The sequence below is a fragment of the Ancrocorticia populi genome (genome assembly GCF_003123745.1).
GTDB lineage: Bacteria > Actinomycetota > Actinomycetes > Actinomycetales > Actinomycetaceae > Ancrocorticia > Ancrocorticia populi.
In genome coordinates, this window is sequence record NZ_QETB01000004.1 from 79023 (window position 1) to 99016 (window position 19994).

Sequence of the window (19994 nt, forward strand, 5' to 3'; positions counted from 1 at the left end):
TGTCCTGCCACCTAATGCAGCATGCTCTTACGGTAACCCTCCGGAAACTGAACCGGGTGAGAAAGGTGTGGGAGGGCGCCCGTATGCTTGAGGCATGGCAAAAGCACCGGCAATTACCTACTCATGCACCGAATGCGGATGGACTACCCACAAGTGGGTTGGACGCTGCGCCCAGTGCGGAGAGTGGGGATCGATCGAGGAAGAGAGCGCTCAGCGCGCCCCACAGGCGCTAGCTCCGTCCAGCCCAGCCGAACCGATCACGCAGGTTTCCGCTGAGGCATCTGTCAAACAGGCCACAGGCGTTTCGGAGCTGGACCGCGTGCTGGGTGGCGGGCTGGTTCCCGGCGCCGTCATCCTGATGGCCGGGGAGCCGGGAGTGGGAAAATCTACGCTACTGCTGGATGTTGCAGCGCGGGCGGCAGAGCAAGCGGCGAAGGATGGGAAGGCTCCCGTCCTTTACATCACCGGGGAGGAATCCGCCTCGCAAGTTAGGCTGCGCGCAGAGCGCATTGGTGCCATGAATCAGCACTTGCTCCTTGCCGCTGAATCGGACGTTTCGCGCATCATCGGGCACGTGAAGAGTTCTAAGCCTTCCCTGTTGGTAATCGATTCCGTTCAGACGGTGGCCGATTCCAACGTGGATGGGGCGGCGGGCGGTGTCGCTCAGGTAAGAGCGGTCTCAGCGGCGTTCGTGGCACTGGCCAAGGAAAACTCCTTACCCATCCTGCTGGTTGGGCACGTGACGAAGGATGGGTCTATTGCCGGGCCGCGCGTACTGGAACACGTAGTAGATGTTGTCTGCCAATTTGAGGGAGATCGCCATTCGCCACTACGCATGGTTCGCGCCGTGAAAAATCGTTATGGACCAACCGATGAGGTGGGATGCTTCGAGCTCACCGAAGACGGGATCTTCGGGCTATCCGATCCGTCCGGGCTCTTCCTCTCCGCCCGAAATCGCACTGTTCCGGGGACTTGCGCCACCATGACGCTGGAGGGTAGGCGGCCCATGCCCGTGGAGGTTCAGGGGCTCGTGGTTCCCGCAGCCGGACCGCCGCGGCGCACCACGAGCGGGGTGGATTCCCCACGAGTTGCCATGATGGTGGCCGTGCTTCAGTCCCGCCTTGGATTCGAGCTGGATAGGCGCGATATTTTCGCCTCAACGGTTGGCGGAGCCAAAGCGAGCGAGCCCGCCGCAGATGCGGCCATCGCCTTGGCTCTTGCCTCTGCCTATCTGGATCTGCCACTTGCTCCAGGCGTCATTGCGATCGGCGAGGTTTCACTGACCGGAGAGCTCCGGCCGGTTTCCGGGCTTTCACACCGCCTCTCCGAGGCCGCACGGCTGGGCTTTACCGTGGCGTTGATTCCACCCGAGAGCGGCGGAGGCGGGCCCAAGCTTCCCGGTGGGATTCAGGCGCGCCCGTGCTCGGACATAGTGGACGCAATGCGGTCAGTCTTGCCACTTGACGGCTAGGTTCCACGGAGGAGGCCGGGGCTGCAGCCAGCATACTCAGCTCGCGGCGCTCTATCTGCGGCCGATCAGAGGTACGGGTGGCATGGAGAGCAACGATGCACGGGCAAGCCAGACAGCTTGCGGAGCTATCCGAGCAGCAATCCAGAAGGGTTGTTCCCGCGGCCCAGCCGACCGCAAGATTTCGGCCTGCCAGATGTCCATATTCCACAAATGGTACGGATCCACATCTTGATCGCCGATCCGCCATCCGGATAGCGTCATTGCTCGCGCTGCCCCGCTCAGATCAAGCTCGCCATGGGCCGTGGCGGCTGTAAGCAACACAAGCAGAGTTCCTTCTGCCACGAAGTCTCGGGATCGGGGCTCGACGGGCTTGGGGGGCATCCGGGTAACTAGGTGATTCCACAGGAACCCGGGGTTGCTCAGTACCGATTTCCCAGCATTCGTGAGTACCAGCGTTCCCTTGGTTTTCCGCAATAGACCAGCCTTTTGCAGAGCCGTGCGAAGCCCGAAAACGTCGCGCATTTTGGATTCACCGCCGGTAGATCGTTCGAAGCTCTCAAGGCCCAGCACATCCGCCACTCTGTCAGCAATGGCGGGTGGCAAATATCCGGCCGCCGTCAACTTTGTGCCCTCGCTCGCGGCGCTGAGCAGCTCAAAGATTGGGTGAAAGCTCTGCCATGTGGTGGCATCGTCCGTTTCCACCATGGCCGATGCCCCAGCGATTGGCTCTACATTGGCCGGTTCCGGATCATCGAGAAGGCTTCTCAGGCGCGCGACGATATCACCACATGCAATCGCGCGCGCATCAGATTCAAACGGGGTATCTAATGCATCAATCAACTGACGGAACTGAGGGAAGCGACCCATGATTTCTTGGACGGCTTCTTGCTCCTCGGTTAGAAGATGAGCGGGCACAAATCCCTCTGGTGTGCCTAACCAATTCTAGATGTCAGCATCGGTGGCAGATACGTCGAAAAATGCAGGGTCGTCCAATACCTCAGCGAGTTCCTCCGCCTCCCTCAGCGAGCCACAATCCTCAGGTGGAGCGGCACGCCGGCCATCGATACACCGTGCGGTGGGATCACCTGGGCTTGCCTCCCGCACCTTCTCCAGCCTGATCCGCAAGCGCCAGTTATCGCCGTAATCGTATACGTATGCAAGTAGATCCCTTGGCTCCTGTAGCGTTTCGTCAAGCCTCACCTGCCTCACAGACAGACCTTCTTCAGGGTCTTCTTCTGCGTCGTAATCGCAAAGGAACAACTCACTGCGATAATCGAACGGCTCCCCAAGCGCGAACTGATAAAGGTGATAATCAAACCAATCGAAAGCGGCTTGGATAATGATGTGCAGAGTCTGCAACGAGACGTCCGAGCGTACCTCGATTCGTCTCCAGATCGGTGGCTTGGCATTTAGAAGGTCGATTCGCAACGTGTAGATACACGGCTCCGGCAATGGTTTCCGGCGTAGTTTTGGGCGTGGGGTTCTGGGGGTTTCGAAAAAATCTCTCCATGAGTTCCCGCTCATGGGCAAATCGTACCAAGCGAGACTCGGGCCACACTACGTTTCACTGGAAAGGCACATCTACTCCAGAGTGAAAACCGCAGTCTCCTCATCGGCGGCTTGATCCGAGAAGGTCAGAGTTGCCTTGTAGGTTCCGGCCTGTGCCAAGTCCCCGGTGCCGCAGCCACGCCCTCCCCGCCAAGACAGCGTAAAGGATGTCTCCATATCGCGGTCGAGGAGGAGCTGCTTATTCTGGTCACCCATCTCGCAGGTTTGGCTGGAGACGATCTCATCGTCGCCCGAGGTGACGATGACGTTCACGTTATCCCAGCCCACATCCACATAGCAGGGCTTGGCGTCGGACGTGTTGTGGAGGTTGACTTTCAGCGGGATTTCACTGCCCACGGAACTGGATGACGGGATCTCAAGCTCAGCATCGAGAGAACTTTGCTCGCACGCCACCGGTGCCCATTTCTCCACTGGGTCCTCTTGAACCGGGGCACCGGAAGATGCGCGCCCGTTCAGTAGATAGAGGGCGGCAGCAGCCAAGAGGATAATGCCCGCGATCATGGCGATGAAGATGATGATCCGGCGCCGCCGTGCAGCCTTCTGCTGCTCGACGATCCTAGCCTTCTTGGCCGCACGTGCCCGCGCTGCCTTGTCTCTTGGCGGGTGGCCCGCCTGATCCGAGCGCTTCGGCCTCGGCCGCTGTGGCTGGCCTTTCCTTAGCTCGGCCTGTCTCCGTTGATCTTGCCTCGGTTGTCCTTGACGTGGCTGACCCTGTCTAGGTTTGCCCTTCTGCGCGCGTTCACCACGGCGTACCTGCTGCGGATCCTCGCTGCTCCGCCCCGTCCGCCCCGTCGCATTTTGTTTGCGCCGGGCTTGCTGCGCCCGTACCCGTTCGTCTCTGGTAGCTGCTTCGCTCCCGCGCAGCTTCTTGGGGCGCGCGTGATTGGATCGCTCCTGTTGCGGGCGCGCCGCCTGACCAGCCCGGGCTTGCTTCGGGCGGCCCTGCTGTCCGCTAGGGCGGCGGCCATCAGCCTCTGCCCGCCTGCCTTCCTCGGGGCGCGGCCTATGGGACTGCTGCCGACCGGAGGTATGCTGCCTGCGCGCACTGCCCTGTTCAGATGGGCGCACCTTCCGCCCTCGCTCCTGACCACCGGAACGCGGCCTTCGTCCACCGTCCTGCTCGCTGGGGCGCGGCTTACGGGTTCGCTCCTGATCGGCCGGCGGAGGCTTACGCACAGCCTCGGAACCGGAGGATTCACCGCGGCTAGCACCCATGTCTGTGGGGCCAGGAAGCCCCGGCCAGCGCGTGTTCTTCTTGCGACGCTTCTTTTGAGGGCGCGATTCACCCCGACCATTGGTGTTGGCGGGCTCATCGCGATCAGACTTCACGCATCCCACGGTACCGCAAAACCCAATCGCCCAATTCGCGGACTCGCTTGGGTTGGGGCACACTGAGACGGTGTTCTTCACACTGATCGAATGGTTTGCACGCCATGGCCGTCCGCTACCCTGGCGGGAACCGGGATGCTGCCCGTGGGCCATCCTTGTATGCGAGGTGATGAGCCAGCAGACCCCAGTATCTCGAGTGCTTCCACGGTGGAATATGTGGATGGAGCGCTGGCCCGAGCCCTCCGATCTGGCCGCGGCCGCACCGGCTGAAGTCTTGGTTGCGTGGGATAAGCTCGGCTATCCGCGCCGTGCGCTGCGCCTGCGCGAATGCGCGGTGGTAGTAACTGAACAATATGGTGGAGTCCTTCCCCGCCAACGCGAGGACCTGTTGGCCCTTCCCGGCATCGGCCCCTACACCGCAGACGCAATCATCGCCTTCGCCTACCGCGAGCGCTCCACTGTTCTGGACACAAACATCCGGCGCGTCTTGTGCCGGATCAACGGAACGGCCCTGCCTCCTGCCACCCTGCGAAAGGAGGAGATCGCGCGGGCCGAGGCGCTGGTTCCACAGGACGGTGAAGAAGCCGCTCAGTGGAACGCCGCCCTCATGGAACTTGGCGCACTCGTGTGTACCTCTCGCAATCCCGCGTGTTCGCAATGCCCGTTGGTGGCCCAATGCCAGTGGTTGGCGGCAGGACAACCGATGAACGCCGCACCCCGCAAGCCGCAGGGGTTCACGGGCACGCACCGCGAAGCACGTGGCAAAATCATGGCAGTTCTGCGTTCGGCTCACTCCCCGATCTCTCGCGCAGATCTGCTGAAGAAGTCGGGCCTCACCGAATCACGGTTCGGCGAGGCTCTCGATTCTCTCCTTTCCGATGGCTTGGCCGCCCGCGATTCGGCAGGTACTTACCAACTACCCGCCGCCCAGTAGCGGACTTGTCCGCACACCAAGAGATTTGATGCAAGATTTGGGAACGACGACGGAGCCCCGCCTCCGCACAAACCTCCCGGAGTGGGTACGTACGGGAGGCTCCGTCGTCGGAAAAAACTCTCTCGGGAGTTGCCGCAAACCGGAGTGGAAGAAAAAGAGCCGCGAGAAATACGCGCTCCAGACGCCCCCAACATTGGCCAAGCCCTTTGTAGGATGTATCTATGGAACCTCACCTCCGCGTCCAACGGCTCGCCCAATCCGCCATCATCCTTGCGCTTGGTGCGGTTGTGATGGGCGCGGTCGGGATTCTCACGAGCTGGTTCGGGGACGCAGCCAGCTCCCACGTAGCTCTGATCCTCGTAATCCCGGGCGGTGTTATGGTGCTCGTTGCCGCCTATATGTTGTGGCTCGCGCTGCGGACGGAGCCGGACAACTGGCGCGGCGCCTACAAGCGATCGGTTATTGGTCTCGAGACGGGCGCGCTCATTGGTTTCTTTGCCACGATTATTACGGCCGTCATGGTTCGGTCGGACGTGCCAACGCCGCAGGTTTTACTTATCGCACTTGTGGGAATCCAAGGGCCGTTTGCAATGTTTCTGCTCACGCGCCAGATGTCCCGTGCACTACGTTAGTCCAGCTCTTTGAGCATTCGCGTGTTTCCCAGAGTGTTGGGTTTCATGCGGGCGAGGTCCAGAAATTCGGCTACGCCGTCATCGTGCGAAGCAAGCATGTGCTCGTAAACGTCAATTCCCACCGGGGTCCCGTCAATCGGGGCGAAACCGTGACTGGCGAAAAAATCCACCTCGAAGGTCAGGCAGAAAAGGCGCTGGAGTTCCAACTCGCGCGCCCGCTCCTCTAGCCGGGTCACCAGAAGGTGCCCAACCCCGGTGCCGAGCGCCTCGGGGGCCACGGCGAGCGTGCGGATTTCGGCGATATCGTCCCACAAGACGTGAAGTGCTCCGCAACCAACGATGTAATCGCCCCGATAAGCAACGAAAAACTCTTGAATATCCTCGAAGTAGTTGATGAGCTGCTTGCGGACCAGAATTCCCCCGCGTGCATACGGTGAAATCAGAGCGGCAATGGCACGGGCATCGTGTGGTTTAGCAGGGCGGAGCTGGACGGTCACAGGCCCATTCCAGCACCTTGCGGTCCTGGACGCCACGGATGTTCACTTTCTTCGAGTACCCGGGCGGCGCACTCGTCGTCCACCACCAAGTCGGTCACTGCCCCCGAGCGAAGCACCCCGATCAGAGCTGTGGCCTTCGCGGGACCGGCAACCACGCACAGGCGCCGTGGGATCTTCTTGAGTTCGGCGGGCGTGGGCCCGGATGCTCTCGAGTTGATCTCCAGATCGGCATAACTGCCGTCCGCGCGAACGAACACGGTGCAAACGTCCCCCACCACGCCGTCGTTACGCAAGGAGGCCACGTCATTGTTGGACAGGTAGCCGGCCGTGTACACGTGTGAGGCCACCGGAGCGCTGAAGGCGCCTACGCCAAACACCGCAAGATCCGCATTTCGGCCAATCTCCCTAACTGCGGAGATGGAACGCTCCCGCCACAGTGCGGCCCGCGTGGTGGCGTAATCGAAAAAGGCCGGCACTGGGAAAGAAGCCACCTTCGCGCCATAGGCACGGCTGAACTGACCCATCAGCTCGCCAACGAACGGGATGCCGGTGGTGCCGGGATTCGCGGCGCCGTTGAGCTGGACCACGGTGGCGCGCTCCAGCGGCTTGGGGACCAGGCGCTCGGCCACTGCCGACAGGGTGGTACCCCACGCGACACCGATCGTTGCCCCGTCATCCACGATGTCCGAAACCATCGCTCCGGCCATTGCCGCCACGCGCTCGAGCCGGCGCATCTCGCTGGTTGGCTGGCTCACGGGAACGATCGTGACCGACACGCCGTAGAGCTGACTCAATCGTGAGGCCGTAGTGGCGGCCGGCTCCTGGGGGGCGTGCAGAGTGATGCGAACCAGCCCCTCATCCCTAGCGGAGGCCACAAGCCGCGACACTGTTGAGCGCGACAACCCCATCTTTTTCGCAATGGATTCCATGGTTTGCTGCTCCATGTAATACAACAGAGCAGCTTCGTATGCCAAACGCCTGCGTTCCAAACTATCTACCACACCACCATTGTGCCCGATGTCTGCACAATCTCCCAGTGCCTATTTGCACGAATGCACATCAGCCATTTGGTATTCGAGACCAAGAACACATCGGTAGAGTAGAACTGTGTCAGCAAAACAATTGAACTGCGATGTCGTCATTATCGGCGGAGGGGCTACCGGTGTTGGTGTCCTTCGAGATGCGGCCATGCGCGGATTGAAAGCCATCTTGGTCGAGCGCGTCGATCTTGCCCAAGGAACCACAGGCCGGTATCACGGCCTCCTACACTCGGGCGGGCGCTACGTTGTGTCCGATCCCGAATCGGCAACTGAGTGTGCCGAAGAAAACGCAATTCTCAAGCGGATTCATCCCGATGCCGTGGAAGCCACCGGTGGTTTGTTTGTTTCGGTTGCGGGGGACGACGACGAATTCCCCGACCGGTTCATCAAAGGCGCCGAGGCAACGGGCGTGCCCGCAGCTGAAATCACAATCGCCGAGGCCCGCAAACGCGAGCCTCGCCTAACCCCCAAGCTCGCGAGGGCCTTCGAAGTCCAAGACGGAACCGTTGACGGCTGGCGCATGGTCTGGGGCGCCGTGGAATCCGCTCGGGAGTACGGGGCCGAATGCCTGACTTACCATCGCGTCACCGATATTGACGTCAAGGACGGCGCCGTTCGCGGCGTTATGTGCCACGCCGATAAGACTGGCGAGGATGTGTACATCGAGTGCCGTGCAGTAGTGAACGCGGCTGGCCCGTGGGGCGGCCACATCGCTGCTATGGCTGGAGAGCACGACGTTCAGGTTGTTCCCGGACGCGGCATCATGGTGGCGATGAACCACCGGCTGGTCAACTCTGTGGTGAACCGCTGCGTGTACCCTGCCGACGGTGACATCATCGTTCCCGTTCACACCGTGTCCATCATTGGAACAACGGATCATCGCGATGATGATCCCGATCATCTGGTGATCGAACGCGACGAAGTCCAGCAGATGTTGGATGCCGGCGAGGATCTGATTCCCGGCTTCCGCGAGTCCCGCGCACTGCACGTGTGGGTGGGAGCCCGCCCGCTGCTTCAGGATAAGCGAGTGGCTGCAGACGATACCCGGCACATGTCTCGTAACATGAGCGTGGTCAGGCACGACGTTCAGGGCCTGATTACCGTTGCTGGCGGCAAGCTCACAACCTATCGCCTCATGGCGGCGCGCGTTGTGGATGCTGTGTGTGAGGAACTGGGCGAAAACCGCCCGTGCCGCACCGCAGAAGAGCCCGTTGCATCCGGGAGCAACTACAAGGTGACCCATCGCCTTGCAGAAGTCGAGGCTGCCAAGAAGGCTGATCACGGAGCGCCAGATCGCGATCCGGTGATCTGCGAGTGCGAGTTCGTCACCAAGAAGATGATTACCGATCTGCTCGATGAGCAGCCGGACGCCACCTTTGATGATCTCCGCCGCCAGCTGCGTATCGGCATGGGGCCGTGTCAGGGTGGCTTCTGCGCCTCCCGTACGGCCGGCATTGCTCACGAACACGGATGCTGGACTGCGGCTCAGACGAACGAACTGCTGCGTTTGTTTATGAAAAACCGCTGGGGCGGCATCTACCCGATTCTCTACGGAGCTCAGGCTCGTGAAGCTTCACTTGATGATTGGATCTACCGAAGCACGCTCGATCTTGACGGGCTGCCTGTTACCGAGCTTCCCGCTGGTGCCGAACTTCCATCGGCAACCCGCTATCCCGCAAAGGAGGCAGCCAAGTGAGAACCGTAGTTATCGGCTCCGGCATCGCCGGATTGACCGCCGCAATTATGCTCAAGGAAGCGGGCCAAGACGTCACGATCATCACCAAGGGATTTGGTGGTCTGCAGCTTGGACAGGGCACGATCGATATTTTCGATGCTCCCATGCCTCTCAAAGCGTTCGATGCCCTGCCAGCCGAGCATCCGTATCACAAGATCAGCGCCGATTCGCTGCGTGAGGGCCTAGCGGCCTTCAACAAGGTTGTTCCTTTAGAGGGCAACCTTGAAGAATCCACAATGATTACCACGGCGCTTGGCGCACTACGCCGCACGGGGCTTTATCCGCCTTCGTTTGCGGCCGGTGCGATGGATAAGAGTGCGAAGTATCTCTTGGTAGGATTCTCGGGCCTCAAGGACTTCTACCCGAAGCTCGCCGCAGAGAACCTTACTGATCAGGGTTACGAAGCGCGCGCCGAGGTTCTTAACCTCTCCGCCGCCGGGGATACTGCTCTTGCCTACTCGCGTTCGCTCGCTGAGCCAGGCGCCGCTGAAGAACTCGGCGCTCGGTTGGGCAAGTTGGCGCGCGAAGGTGAGCGCGTTGGAATTCCCGCGGTTGTGCGCGAGGACGTATGGGCACGCATTCAAGGTGCTTGCTCTGCTCCAGTGTTCCAGATTCCGCTTCCGCCGCCTTCCATTCCCGGTCTGGAGATGAACGAGCGGCTTCGTCAGGATACGGAAGATCGGCGAATTCGGCTGTGGCTGAATGCTGAAGCACTCGGTGTTGATGCTGCTGATGGTGTTGTAACCGGCATCCAAGTAAAGGTTGCCGGAGCCGTCAAGCACGTGAAGGCCGATGCCGTGGTGTATGCAGCCGGCGGTTTAGATTCTGGCGCATTCGTCCTCGATTCTTACGGCACGCTCTCCGATACCGTCTTTGATCTGCCGATTTTCCCTTCCACTAAGTACGAGGACTTGGTGACTGGCGATTACTGGGGAGCTCCCCAGCCGCTATTTGCCGCGGGACTCAAGGTGGATAGCGATATGCGCCCGGTGGGTCAAGATGACAGGCCCGTGTACTCGAACCTGTATGCCGCTGGCGGAGTAATCGGTGGGGCTCATCGCCACGAAGAGAAATCTGGCGAGGGCATCGCACTCGGAAGTGCCGCTCAGGCAGTTGCCGCAATTCTCAGGAGGAAAGCATGACCGCTTTAGAGCATGCACAGGGCTCACTAGCACGCGCGAGCCTCGATAGCTGCGTCAAGTGCACTATATGTGAAACGCAGTGCCCAGTGGCACGAGTAACGCCACTGTTCCCCGGACCGAAGTACGTGGGGCCGCAGGCCGAGCGTCTGCGTGATGGTGAAAGTGTTGATTACACTCTGGACTATTGCTCAGGATGCGCTATCTGCACCACGGTATGCCCTCAGGGAGTGAAGATCGCCGAAATCAACGGTCAGGCAAGGGCCGTGATGAAGGCACAAAACGGGGTGCCGCTTCGCGATCGGCTCATTACCCAGACGTCGATGGAAGGCATGCTGCTCACACCGGTGGCGCCCGTTGCTAACTGGGCGCTTGGTGTCAAGCCCGTTCGAAAGATCGTCCAGGCCGTGATTGGCGTTCACGCCGATGCCCCGATGCCTAAGGCTACGACGCAGAGCTTCATGTCTTGGTTCAAGAAGCGCGGCGGTTCAAAGCCGAATCCAAACGTTCCATCCCGCGGGCCACTCGTGTTCTTCCACGGCTGTGCTGGCGGATACTTCGAGGTGGCCACATCAAAGGCAACTGTTGAGGTGCTGGAGTATTTGGGCTACGAAGTGATCGTCCCCAAGCAGGGGTGCTGCGGCCTAGCCCAGCAGTCCAACGGCTTGTTTGACGGAGCTTCGAAACTTGTTCGCAAACTGGCTAACCAGCTACGCGAGGCGGATCGCGACCTGACGATCATCTCCTCTTCCGGATCGTGCGCGGGAATGCTCCGCCACGAAGCCCACGAGATTATGGGCCTCGAAGATCCGGAGATCAAGGACGTGGGTGCCCGTATGGTCGAGACCTCGGAGTTCCTTGCCGAACTTATCCAAAACGGCGAGTTCCCCGTTGAGGAGCTACGCCGGATGGATACTACGATTCCCTACCACCAGCCGTGTCAGGTGAAATCGCAGGGTATTGGCAAGCCGGCCATCGAGGTCATGGAGTCTATCCCAGGTGTAACGGTCATCGAATCCGGGCAGCCCTGCTGTGGCATCGCCGGAACCTATGGCCTGAAGGCTGAGAAGTTCGACATCGCTCAGAAGGTAGGTAAGCCCCTGTTCGACATGATCAAGGAAACCAACCCGAAGCTGGCTACGTGTGAGACAGAGACCTGCCGCTGGCAGATCCGTAAGGGCACGAATGCTGAAGTTATTCATCCGATCGAATTGGTTCACGCCGCGCTTGGACTTTCGACTGTTCCTGAGGGAGCTTCCGTCACCGGATAAGCAGCGCTGAACATAATTTCAAACAATCTTTGGTCCCTGCGCAATTGCGCAGGGACCAAAGTTCTATCTTGGGCATTTTATCGGGTACAGTTGTGGCGAGGGACACGTCCTGCGCGTCCTTATGCACCAGCACTGCACCCGCAGTGCTCCGTTAAGACCTGTTGGAAAAACCAACAGTTGATCGTCCTCAAGAAAGGACAGTCAATGACGACTGAGAAGAAGTTCATTGTAGCCATCGATCAGGGCACCACGTCCTCCCGCACCATTATCTTCAATCACGCTGGAGAGAATGTTGCTTCGGGCCAGCTGGAGCACGAGCAGATCTTCCCGCACGCCGGGTGGGTTGAGCACAGTCCTGCGGAGATCTGGGATAACGTACGCCAGACCGTTGGTATCGCTCTGGCAGACGCTCAGATCAACCGCCACGAGGTGGCAGCAGTTGGCATCACCAACCAGCGCGAAACAACCATCATCTGGGATAAGAACACGGGCGAAGCCGTATACAACGCGATCGTGTGGCAGGATACCCGCTCACAGGATCTCGTGGATCGTCTCGCTGCCGATGGTGGCCCCGATCGCTTCCGTCCCATCGTTGGTGAGACCCTCTCTACCTACGCCTCCATCACCAAGATCATGTGGATTCTCGAGAACGTCGAAGGCGTTCGCGAGCGCGCTGAAGCGGGCGATCTGCTGTTCGGTAATCCTGATACATGGCTGCTATGGAACATGACCGGTGGCGTCAAGGGCGGCGTTCACGTGACCGACGTGACCAACGCTTCGCGTACCATGCTGATGGATCTGAAGACCCTCGAGTGGCGCGAAGATATCTGCGAGATTGCAGGTATCCCGATGTCCATGCTTCCTGAGATTAAGTCCTCGTCCGAGGTTTACGGATACGGGCGCAAGGAAGGCCTCCTGATCGATACCCCGATCGCAGGCATCCTTGGCGATCAGCAGGCCGCAACCTTCGGCCAGGCCTGCTTCCAGCCCGGCATGGCCAAGAACACCTATGGAACCGGCTGCTTCATGCTTATGAACACCGGCACCGAGCCGCAGATGTCTGAGAACGGTCTTATCACCACTGTGTGCTACAGGATCGGCGATCAGGCACCTGTCTACGCCCTTGAGGGTTCCATCGCCGTGACCGGCTCTCTGATCCAGTGGCTGCGTGACAATCTGGAGATCGTCCCAACCTCCCCTGATGTTGAGGCACTCGCAGCAAGCGTTGATAGCAACGGTGGCGTTTACTTCGTGCCCGCATTCTCCGGTCTGTTCGCGCCGCATTGGCGTGGAGACGCCCGCGGAGCCATCGTTGGTATGACCCGTTACAACACCAAGGCACACATTGCCCGCGCTGCGCTGGAGGCTACAGCCTTCCAGACCCGCGAGGTACTCGATGCCATGGAGGCTGATTCCGGCGTGAAGCTCGAAGAGCTCCGTGTTGACGGCGGCATGACGGCAAACAACCTGCTCATGCAGTTCCAGGCCGACGTTCTGGATACCCGCGTGGTGCTGCCCGAGGTTGCGGAAACAACCGCACTCGGCGCTGCGTACGCCGCTGGTATCGCCGTTGGCTTCTGGGAGGGCGAGCAGGACGTTATCGATAACTGGAACGAGGCCAAGCGCTGGACCCCGGAGATGGATGCCGCCGAGCGCGAGCGCCTAGTCCGCCAGTGGAAGAAGGCAGTCACCAAGACCCTCGACTGGGTTGATGAGGACACCGCCATCTAGGCAATAGCACTAGGTGTCAGACGCACAACTAGCCAGTGGCACTAAGCGTCCAACCCACTAGCGCAGGGTGGCCCGGAGATTCTCCGGGCCACCCCTTTTTGCATGCTGTCCGTTTTCCCCATCCCCCAGAGTTGTGTCAACTCTCGGGGTCCTTACCCGGGGTTGCGTCAAGACTGCGGAAAACCTGCCCAAACACCACAAAGAACGAATTCTCAGTCGCGATATGTCATTCCGGAACATTTCCCTCACATATATCGAGTTAGTTTGAGGACGATTTTTACCAGTTGTAACATCGTAAATAGCTGCTTATGTTTCTCCCGATTGCGTAGGAGAAACCTACCGAGCTTCAAGGCCTTGGACCTTGAAGCTTTTTTGCGCAGGAAAACCGATCTCCAAAGGAGGAGACTCCGTGGTTCCGTTTGTGACCGCCGGGTACGTTCCATCAACCACAGCCGTGGCGTCTAGTCTTCCGCTCACCGCTTTGCTCGGGCTGCTGCCGCTGGTTCTGTTTTTTGTACTTCTTGGGGTGTTCAAGGTCCCTACACACTGGTGCGCGGTTGCCTCTTTGGTCACCGCGCTGTTGGTTGCGGTTTTCGGCTTCAATATGCCGGCAGATCTTTCCCTTTTGTCAGCTACTCAAGGAGCCGCTTTCGGCTTTCTTCCCATCTTGTACATCGTCATCATGGCGGTGTGGATTTATAACTTGACCGAACGCAGCGGGCGTTCCGAGGATGTTCGCACGGTATTCTCCGTGATGGGCAAGGGAGATCAGCGGGTTCAGGCGCTCCTCATCGGCTTTTGCTTCTGCGGCCTTCTCGAGGGCCTAGCAGGTTTCGGTGCGCCAGTTGCCATCGCCTGCGCCATGCTCCTTGCCATCGGCATCCCACCTGTGAAAGCGGCACTGATTGCCATGGTGGGTAACGCCTTGAACGTGGGCTTTGGCGCCATGGCGATTCCGGTGGCCACTGTGGCTCAGCTCGGCGATTCCACCCCAGAGATCGTCGCTAGCACCATGGGCCGAATCACCCCCTTCTTCTTGGTGTGGGTCCCGATCCTTCTGCTGGCCATCTACGACGGCATTCGCGGCGTTAAGCAGTGCTGGCCACCAGCGCTTGTTGCGGGCATTGGCATGGCGGGCGGTCATTTCGTCGCATCGAATTACGTGTCCTATACGCTCACGGCAGTGTTCGCTTCCCTACTCTCCTTCATTCTCGTTGCGCTTTTCATGCAAATCTGGTCCCCCACCACACCCGAATCGCAAAAGTCCGAGGAGGCACCCGAAAAGCTCACCGTCTCCCGCACCGTCCTCGGCCTCATGCCCTACTGGCTGGTCATTGTCATCTTCGGCATCGCCAAGCTCTGGACGATCGGAGTAGATGTTCCGGCGTGGCTAGCTTCAACCGATATTCACATTGAATGGCCCGGACTCTACGGCAACCTCTTGGATGGATCCGGAGCAGTATCAGAGAACCCCGTGTTCAATCTCCAGTGGCTCTCTTCTCCGGGGACGATGCTTCTGCTCACGGGGTTAGTGGTTTCGATTGCGTACGGAGTTTTTGATAGCGACGGCAAGTTCCCCTTCTCCTTCAGCGCAGGTATTCGGACTCTGGGCAGGACGTTCTACGATCTCAGGATCACCATCCTGACGATTGCCGTGATCATGGCACTGGCCTATGTGATGAACTTTTCGGGCCAGACCGTGGCCATCGGGACATGGTTGGCTGGCGCCGGCGCTTCCTTCGCGTTCCTCTCCCCAATTCTCGGGTGGATCGGTACCGCCGTCACCGGTTCAGCAACCTCCGCAGCCGCACTGTTCGCTAACCTGCAGGCAACCGCAGCCTCCGCAGCGCATCTGAGCCCACAGCTGTTGCTGGCCGCCAATGAGATCGGTGGCGGTATCGGAAAGATTATGAGCCCGCAGAACTTGGCGATTGCCGCAACGGCAATCAAGGAACCCGGCTCGGAGGCAACGCTTCTTCGAAAAGCCGCCCCCTATTCCATCTCATTCGTTGTAATACTTGGTGTTATCGTGCTTCTAGCATCGCGCGGTACGCTCGGATTTGTTATCGCATCATAGGAAAGATAATTATGAAAATCGCTTTGTTTGCCACGTGCATCGGCGACGTGATGTTCCCTCAGGCACCACAAGCCACCGTGCACCTTCTCGAGCGCCTGGGATGCGAGGTTGTTTTCCCTGAATCCCAAGCGTGCTGCGGCCAGATGCACGTTAATACTGGGTATTATCCCGAGGCCGTGCCCATTATCCGCAATCACGTGGAGGCCTTCCGGCCCGTGCTTGATGGCGAATGGGACGCTATCGTTGCGCCGTCAGGTTCGTGCGTTGGCTCGCTCCGTCATCAGGCCGAGATGGTGGCCGAGGATCAGGGGGACATGCGGTTGGCGCGTGAGGCTGCCGCGCTGGCTAAGCGCACCTTCGATCTGCCGGAACTGTTGGTCAACGAAATGGGTGTGACGGACGTTGGTGCCTACTTCCCCCATCGGGTCACCTACCACACCACTTGCCACTCGCTCCGGGTTGCAAGGGTGGGCGATAGTCCACTCCGGCTCCTTCAGGCCGTTGACGGTATCGATTATGTGCCGCTTCCGGATGCAGACGTGTGCTGCGGCTTTGGCGGAACATTCTCCCTCAAAAATCCCGAGACGTCAGCATCGATGCTTTCGGACAAGATGAAGAACATTCTCTCAACGGACGCCGAGGTTCTAGTTGCTGGCGATTACTCCTGCATGATGTCCATTGCTGGCGGCCTCCAGCGCATCCGTTCCGGGATTCGCGCGATGCATCTAGCTGAGGTGCTGGCCGGAACCAAGGATCAGCCGTGGAATGCCCCGGCCACAACCACGAAGGTAGGCATCTGATGATCGATTCAATCGAAAAGCTCGCGGATAAGCTCAACCTCAACCCAGCCACATGGCAGGAATCCTCGAAGGAGGAAAACGAGTTGGGTTGGAGCCCGGGCCACCCCATTCCCGAAGATCCACTCCGGTGGGGAGATCGCTTCCCCGACGGCGCCAAGAAGACACTTCGCAAGACGCAGATGCGAAGGAATCTCGGGTACGCCACAACCAAGATTCGGACCAAGCGCAACACTCGCGTGGATGAGATGCCCGATTGGGAGGAGCTGCGCGAAGCTGGCTCCAACATCAAGCGCAATGTCGCGGCCAATCAAGTAGAACTGCTCGAGCAGTTCGAGGAGAACGTCAAGGCTCGCGGCGGCATTGTGCACTGGGCGCGCGATGGCGAAGAAGCCAACAAGATTGCCTTTGACATCATCAAGGCCAAGCAGGTTGACGAGGTAGTCAAGGTCAAGTCCATGGCCACTCAGGAGATCAACTTCAACGAGTATCTCAAGGCCCGTGGCGTTCAGGCGTGGGAGACCGATCTGGCCGAAATGATCGTCCAACTCTCCGAAGATATGCCGTCGCACATCGTAGTCCCGGCCATTCACCGCAACCGAGCCGAGGTCAAGGCCATCTTCGAGGCAAGGATGGGCGATGCTCCGGAAAACATGGGTAATGAGCCGCGCGAGCTTGCCATGGCGGCGCGCGCCCATCTTCGCAAGAAGTTCCTTTCGGCCAAGGTGGCCATTTCGGGCGCCAACATGGGCATCGCGGAATCGGGCACTCTCTCCGTGTTCGAATCCGAGGGCAACGGGCGCATGTGCCTGACGCTCCCGGAAACGCTCATCACCGTGATGGGCATCGAGAAGATCGTTCCCACCTACAGGGATGTGGAGGTGTTCAGCCAGCTTCTGCCGCGATCGGCAACGGGCGAGCGCATGAACCCTTACACCTCGTTCTGGACCGGAGTAACCCCAGGGGACGGCCCGCAAGAGTTTCACCTGATCCTTCTGGACAATGGACGCACCAATGTTCTCAAGGATCCGGTTGGCCGCGAAGCCCTCAAGTGCATCCGCTGCGGCGCGTGCATGAACATCTGCCCGGTGTACCAGCATGTTGGTGGCCACGCCTACAACTCGGTGTACCCCGGCCCGATCGGCGCGATCCTCACGCCACAGTTGCTGGGCGCCTTCGATCACCACGATCCGGCCTCCACGCTCCCCTTCGCATCGTCCTTGTGCGGCGCGTGTTATGACGCGTGCCCGGTGAAGATCAATATCCCGGAGATCCTCGTTCACCTGCGGCATCGCTATACCGAGGCAAATCGCGGCGGCGTCCCCAGCGGCTGGGACATTGGAATGAAGGCGAGCGCCAAGGCCATGTCCTCCGGCAAAACAATGGCAGCGGCGGGCAAGGTGATGCCCGCCGGCAATCTCATCGCTGGCCCCGACCACAAGATCGGCCATATCCCGCTCCCCGTGGTTTCGAACTGGACGTTCGTGCGCGACGTGCCCGCACCACCAACCCAGACCTTCCGAGATTGGTGGAAGGATCGCGAGCAGGACAGCACAGGAAAGCCTGAACCAACTCCGTCTCCGGCTACAGGACCCACAGAGCCAGCGGAAGTTCCGGGCGGACCAGCAGCTGAATCAACTCAAGGAGAGACGAAATGAGTGACGCCGCCAAGGCTGAGATCCTCAATCGCATTCGGGCGGCCGGCCCCATCAGCGCCCCGGCCATCCCCCGCGATTACCGAATGGGCACCACTGCCACCCGCGACGAAGTGATCGCGGAGATGGAACAGGCCCTGATCGATTACACGGCAACGGTCGCTCACGCAACTGGCGCCACACTTCCTCAGGTGATCGCCGAGCAGCTCAGCGATAAGACCACCGTGGTGATCCCGCCGGGGCTTCCACAAAACTGGGTGGATGCGATCGGCGCGGACGGCCGCGAGGTCCGCGTGGACGATCCGCCACTCTCCAAGGACACGTTGGATAAGACCGAAGCGGTGGTTACGGGCGCACGCGCCGGGGTGAGCCTTTCGGGAACGATCATGCTGGATAGCGAACCCGATCAGGGACGCCGCGCCATCACTCTGGTTCCCGATTGCCACGTCATTGTGCTGGCCGCCAGCTCCATCTATGCCACGGTTCCCGAGGCGGTTGAGGTGCTCTCCGCCCATCCCGAGCGGCCCACTACTTGGATTGCAGGGCCATCGGCTACCTCGGACATCGAGCTGGTTCGAGTAGACGGTGTACACGGCCCGCGTACACTTCGGGTTATCATCGTGGATGATGCATCCTGAACAAATAACTGATTCTGTAGCCTTCCACGCGGAAGGCCCGGTGTGGCACGAATCGTGGGGCGGTCTGCGATTCGTGGACATGCTGGCTGGCGATCTGCTGACCCTCGCTCCCTCTGGCGAACTCACGCGCCTAAGCACCGGCTCCCCCATAGCCGCCTTCGTGCGCCCGCGCGCCACGGGCGGCTATGTTCTGGGAACTGAACGCGGTATTGCGCTGGCCGATTCCGCCTTCGCCGCGCCCAAGCCGCTCCCCGAGATGTGGTCTGATACCAACGTTCGCATGAACGAGGGCGGGGTAGATCCGCTGGGGCGCCTGTACGCCGGCTCCATGCCCTACGATAAGACGCCCGGTGCAGCCAAGTTGTACAGGGTTGATGGGGAAGGTGACGTCGTCGTCGTTCTAAAAAACGTCACAACCTCCAACGGCATAGAGTTCACCGCGGACGGGACGCGTGCGTACTACAACGATACGGCTACGCGCGAGACGGACGTTTTCGACGTGACTGCCGAAGGCGATCTCACCAACCGGCGTACGTTCTTCCACACTGGTGAGGGAACCAGTCCGGACGGGCTCGCGGTTGATTCGGAAGGTAACGTCTGGTGCGCGCTGAACCGCGTGGGTGCCGTGCGGCTGTATTCGCCGGACGCAGAGATCCTGGGCGAATGGACGCTCCCCTGCCCCGGCGTGACCGCCGTGACCTTGGGCGGGGCCGACGGTAAGGACGTCTTCATCACCACGTCCAAGGAGATGGCGGATGTTCCGGGTGCAGGTGCCGTGTGGCACATGCGCGCCGAGGTAGCTGGCCAGCCCACGAGGGAGTACCGCGGGTAGTGGACGCGCTCTTTCAGATTGATCCGGCTGAACGGAAGCCGCTCGCCAAAGTCGTGATCGTGGCAGGGCCGTCAGGCTCCGGCAAGACCCGCTTCACCACACGTTCGGGCCTCCCCGTCATTTCACTGGATGATTTTTATTTTGACGGCGACCATCCCGGCCTGCCCCATCGTCACGGCATGGTGGATTGGGACTCACCGGCCACGTGGGATGGAATCGGCGCCGTTGCGGCGCTCGTTGAGCTGTGCACCACCGGCGAAACCACGGTACCAATCTACGATATTTCGGCCAGCAAGCGCTTGGGCGAACGGCGCGTGGAATTAGACGGGGCCAGATTCGTCTTGGTTGAGGGGATTTTCGCTCCTGAGATCGTGGATAGGGCGCGCGCCGAAGGAATCCTCGCCGATGCCATCGCGCTCAAGCGCCCGCGCGCCCAAACGTTCTGGTTCCGGCTCATGCGCGATCTGGACGAGGCCCGCAAGCCACCCATCAACCTATTGCGCCGCGGAATCGCGCACTTCTTCGCCGAGCCCGCGCGCTACGAATACTTTGTCTCTAAAGGCTTGCGCTTGGTGAGCTGGGAAGAGGCCCACGAGGTGCTGACCAATCTGCTGGCGCGGGCGCGGTAGGGTCAATCGGTTGAATTC

18 protein-coding genes are annotated in these 19994 nt (G+C 60.1%); 13 read left to right on the forward strand and 5 right to left on the reverse strand.

Features of this window, described 5'->3' with window-relative positions; translation table 11 throughout:
• The first annotated feature begins 94 nt into the window (after positions 1–94).
• Positions 95–1471 carry a DNA repair protein RadA gene (gene radA / locus DD236_RS07500; RefSeq protein WP_109093774.1) on the forward strand — a complete coding sequence of 459 codons (1377 nt, stop codon included), beginning with the start codon at positions 95–97 and terminating at the stop codon, positions 1469–1471.
• A gap of 51 nt (positions 1472–1522) precedes the next feature.
• On the opposite strand, the gene DD236_RS07505 is transcribed toward radA, so the two are convergent.
• Genes DD236_RS07505 through DD236_RS11960 form a run of 3 tightly spaced genes read right to left on the reverse strand, consistent with a single transcriptional unit; the run spans position 1523 to position 4369 of the window.
• Entirely contained in the window at positions 1523–2386 is an 864-nt protein-coding gene (locus tag DD236_RS07505; protein WP_109093775.1) for a hypothetical protein, read from the reverse strand.
• A 27-nt stretch (positions 2387–2413) separates the two neighbouring features.
• Positions 2414–2995 (reverse strand): plasmid pRiA4b ORF-3 family protein, encoded by a 582-nt coding sequence (locus DD236_RS07510; RefSeq protein ID WP_109093776.1) that lies wholly within the window; start codon positions 2993–2995, stop codon positions 2414–2416.
• A 57-nt stretch (positions 2996–3052) separates the two neighbouring features.
• Positions 3053–4369 (reverse strand): hypothetical protein, encoded by a 1317-nt coding sequence (locus tag DD236_RS11960; RefSeq protein ID WP_133246079.1) that lies wholly within the window; start codon positions 4367–4369, stop codon positions 3053–3055.
• Positions 4370–4439: 70 nt separating this feature from the next.
• On the opposite strand from DD236_RS11960, the gene DD236_RS07525 reads away from it, so the two are divergent.
• Both DD236_RS07525 and DD236_RS07530 read left to right on the forward strand, forming a co-directional pair.
• On the forward strand, positions 4440–5303 hold the full coding sequence (locus tag DD236_RS07525) for an HhH-GPD family protein (protein ID WP_109094077.1): 864 nt from the start codon (positions 4440–4442) through the stop codon (positions 5301–5303).
• Positions 5304–5524: 221 nt separating this feature from the next.
• Complete coding sequence (locus DD236_RS07530) at positions 5525–5935, forward strand: hypothetical protein (RefSeq protein WP_109093779.1); 411 nt, start codon at positions 5525–5527, stop codon at positions 5933–5935.
• On the opposite strand, the gene DD236_RS07535 is transcribed toward DD236_RS07530, so the two are convergent.
• Both DD236_RS07535 and DD236_RS07540 read right to left on the reverse strand, forming a co-directional pair.
• On the reverse strand, positions 5932–6468 hold the full coding sequence (locus DD236_RS07535; RefSeq protein ID WP_243410077.1) for an amino-acid N-acetyltransferase: 537 nt from the start codon (positions 6466–6468) through the stop codon (positions 5932–5934). The two genes, DD236_RS07530 and DD236_RS07535, sit on opposite strands and share 4 nt — an antisense overlap.
• On the reverse strand, positions 6429–7433 hold the full coding sequence (locus DD236_RS07540; protein ID WP_338079007.1) for a sugar-binding transcriptional regulator: 1005 nt from the start codon (positions 7431–7433) through the stop codon (positions 6429–6431). Before DD236_RS07540 ends, DD236_RS07535 begins: the two co-directional genes overlap by 40 nt.
• Positions 7434–7539: 106 nt before the next feature.
• Here DD236_RS07540 and glpA point away from each other — a divergent pair, with 106 nt between their 5' ends.
• The 10 genes from glpA (at position 7540) to DD236_RS07590 (ending at position 19976) form a co-directional block, all read left to right on the forward strand.
• On the forward strand, positions 7540–9168 hold the full coding sequence (gene glpA / locus DD236_RS07545; RefSeq protein WP_243410084.1) for an anaerobic glycerol-3-phosphate dehydrogenase subunit GlpA: 1629 nt from the start codon (positions 7540–7542) through the stop codon (positions 9166–9168).
• Complete coding sequence (glpB, locus tag DD236_RS07550) at positions 9165–10349, forward strand: glycerol-3-phosphate dehydrogenase subunit GlpB (RefSeq protein WP_109093781.1); 1185 nt, start codon at positions 9165–9167, stop codon at positions 10347–10349. The genes glpA and glpB overlap by 4 nt, the downstream gene beginning before the upstream one ends.
• The gene (locus DD236_RS07555) at positions 10346–11617 is read left to right on the forward strand and encodes an anaerobic glycerol-3-phosphate dehydrogenase subunit C (protein ID WP_109093782.1); all 1272 of its coding nucleotides are present in this window, start codon (positions 10346–10348) and stop codon (positions 11615–11617) included. Before glpB ends, DD236_RS07555 begins: the two co-directional genes overlap by 4 nt.
• Before the next feature lie 204 nt (positions 11618–11821).
• On the forward strand, positions 11822–13348 hold the full coding sequence (gene glpK / locus DD236_RS07560; protein WP_109093783.1) for a glycerol kinase GlpK: 1527 nt from the start codon (positions 11822–11824) through the stop codon (positions 13346–13348).
• A gap of 409 nt (positions 13349–13757) precedes the next feature.
• Positions 13758–15425: an L-lactate permease gene (locus DD236_RS07565; protein WP_109093784.1), complete on the forward strand. Its 1668-nt coding sequence runs from the start codon at positions 13758–13760 to the stop codon at positions 15423–15425.
• Between the two features lie 11 nt (positions 15426–15436).
• A complete protein-coding gene (locus DD236_RS07570) occupies positions 15437–16225 on the forward strand; it encodes a (Fe-S)-binding protein (protein WP_109093785.1) in 789 nt (262 codons plus the stop codon).
• A complete protein-coding gene (locus DD236_RS07575) occupies positions 16225–17880 on the forward strand; it encodes a LutB/LldF family L-lactate oxidation iron-sulfur protein (RefSeq protein ID WP_109093786.1) in 1656 nt (551 codons plus the stop codon). Before DD236_RS07570 ends, DD236_RS07575 begins: the two co-directional genes overlap by 1 nt.
• The gene (locus DD236_RS07580) at positions 17877–18515 is read left to right on the forward strand and encodes a LutC/YkgG family protein (protein ID WP_109093787.1); all 639 of its coding nucleotides are present in this window, start codon (positions 17877–17879) and stop codon (positions 18513–18515) included. Before DD236_RS07575 ends, DD236_RS07580 begins: the two co-directional genes overlap by 4 nt.
• On the forward strand, positions 18502–19347 hold the full coding sequence (locus DD236_RS07585; protein ID WP_109093788.1) for an SMP-30/gluconolactonase/LRE family protein: 846 nt from the start codon (positions 18502–18504) through the stop codon (positions 19345–19347). Before DD236_RS07580 ends, DD236_RS07585 begins: the two co-directional genes overlap by 14 nt.
• The gene (locus DD236_RS07590) at positions 19347–19976 is read left to right on the forward strand and encodes a uridine kinase family protein (RefSeq protein WP_109093789.1); all 630 of its coding nucleotides are present in this window, start codon (positions 19347–19349) and stop codon (positions 19974–19976) included. Before DD236_RS07585 ends, DD236_RS07590 begins: the two co-directional genes overlap by 1 nt.
• Positions 19977–19994 lie beyond the last annotated feature (18 nt).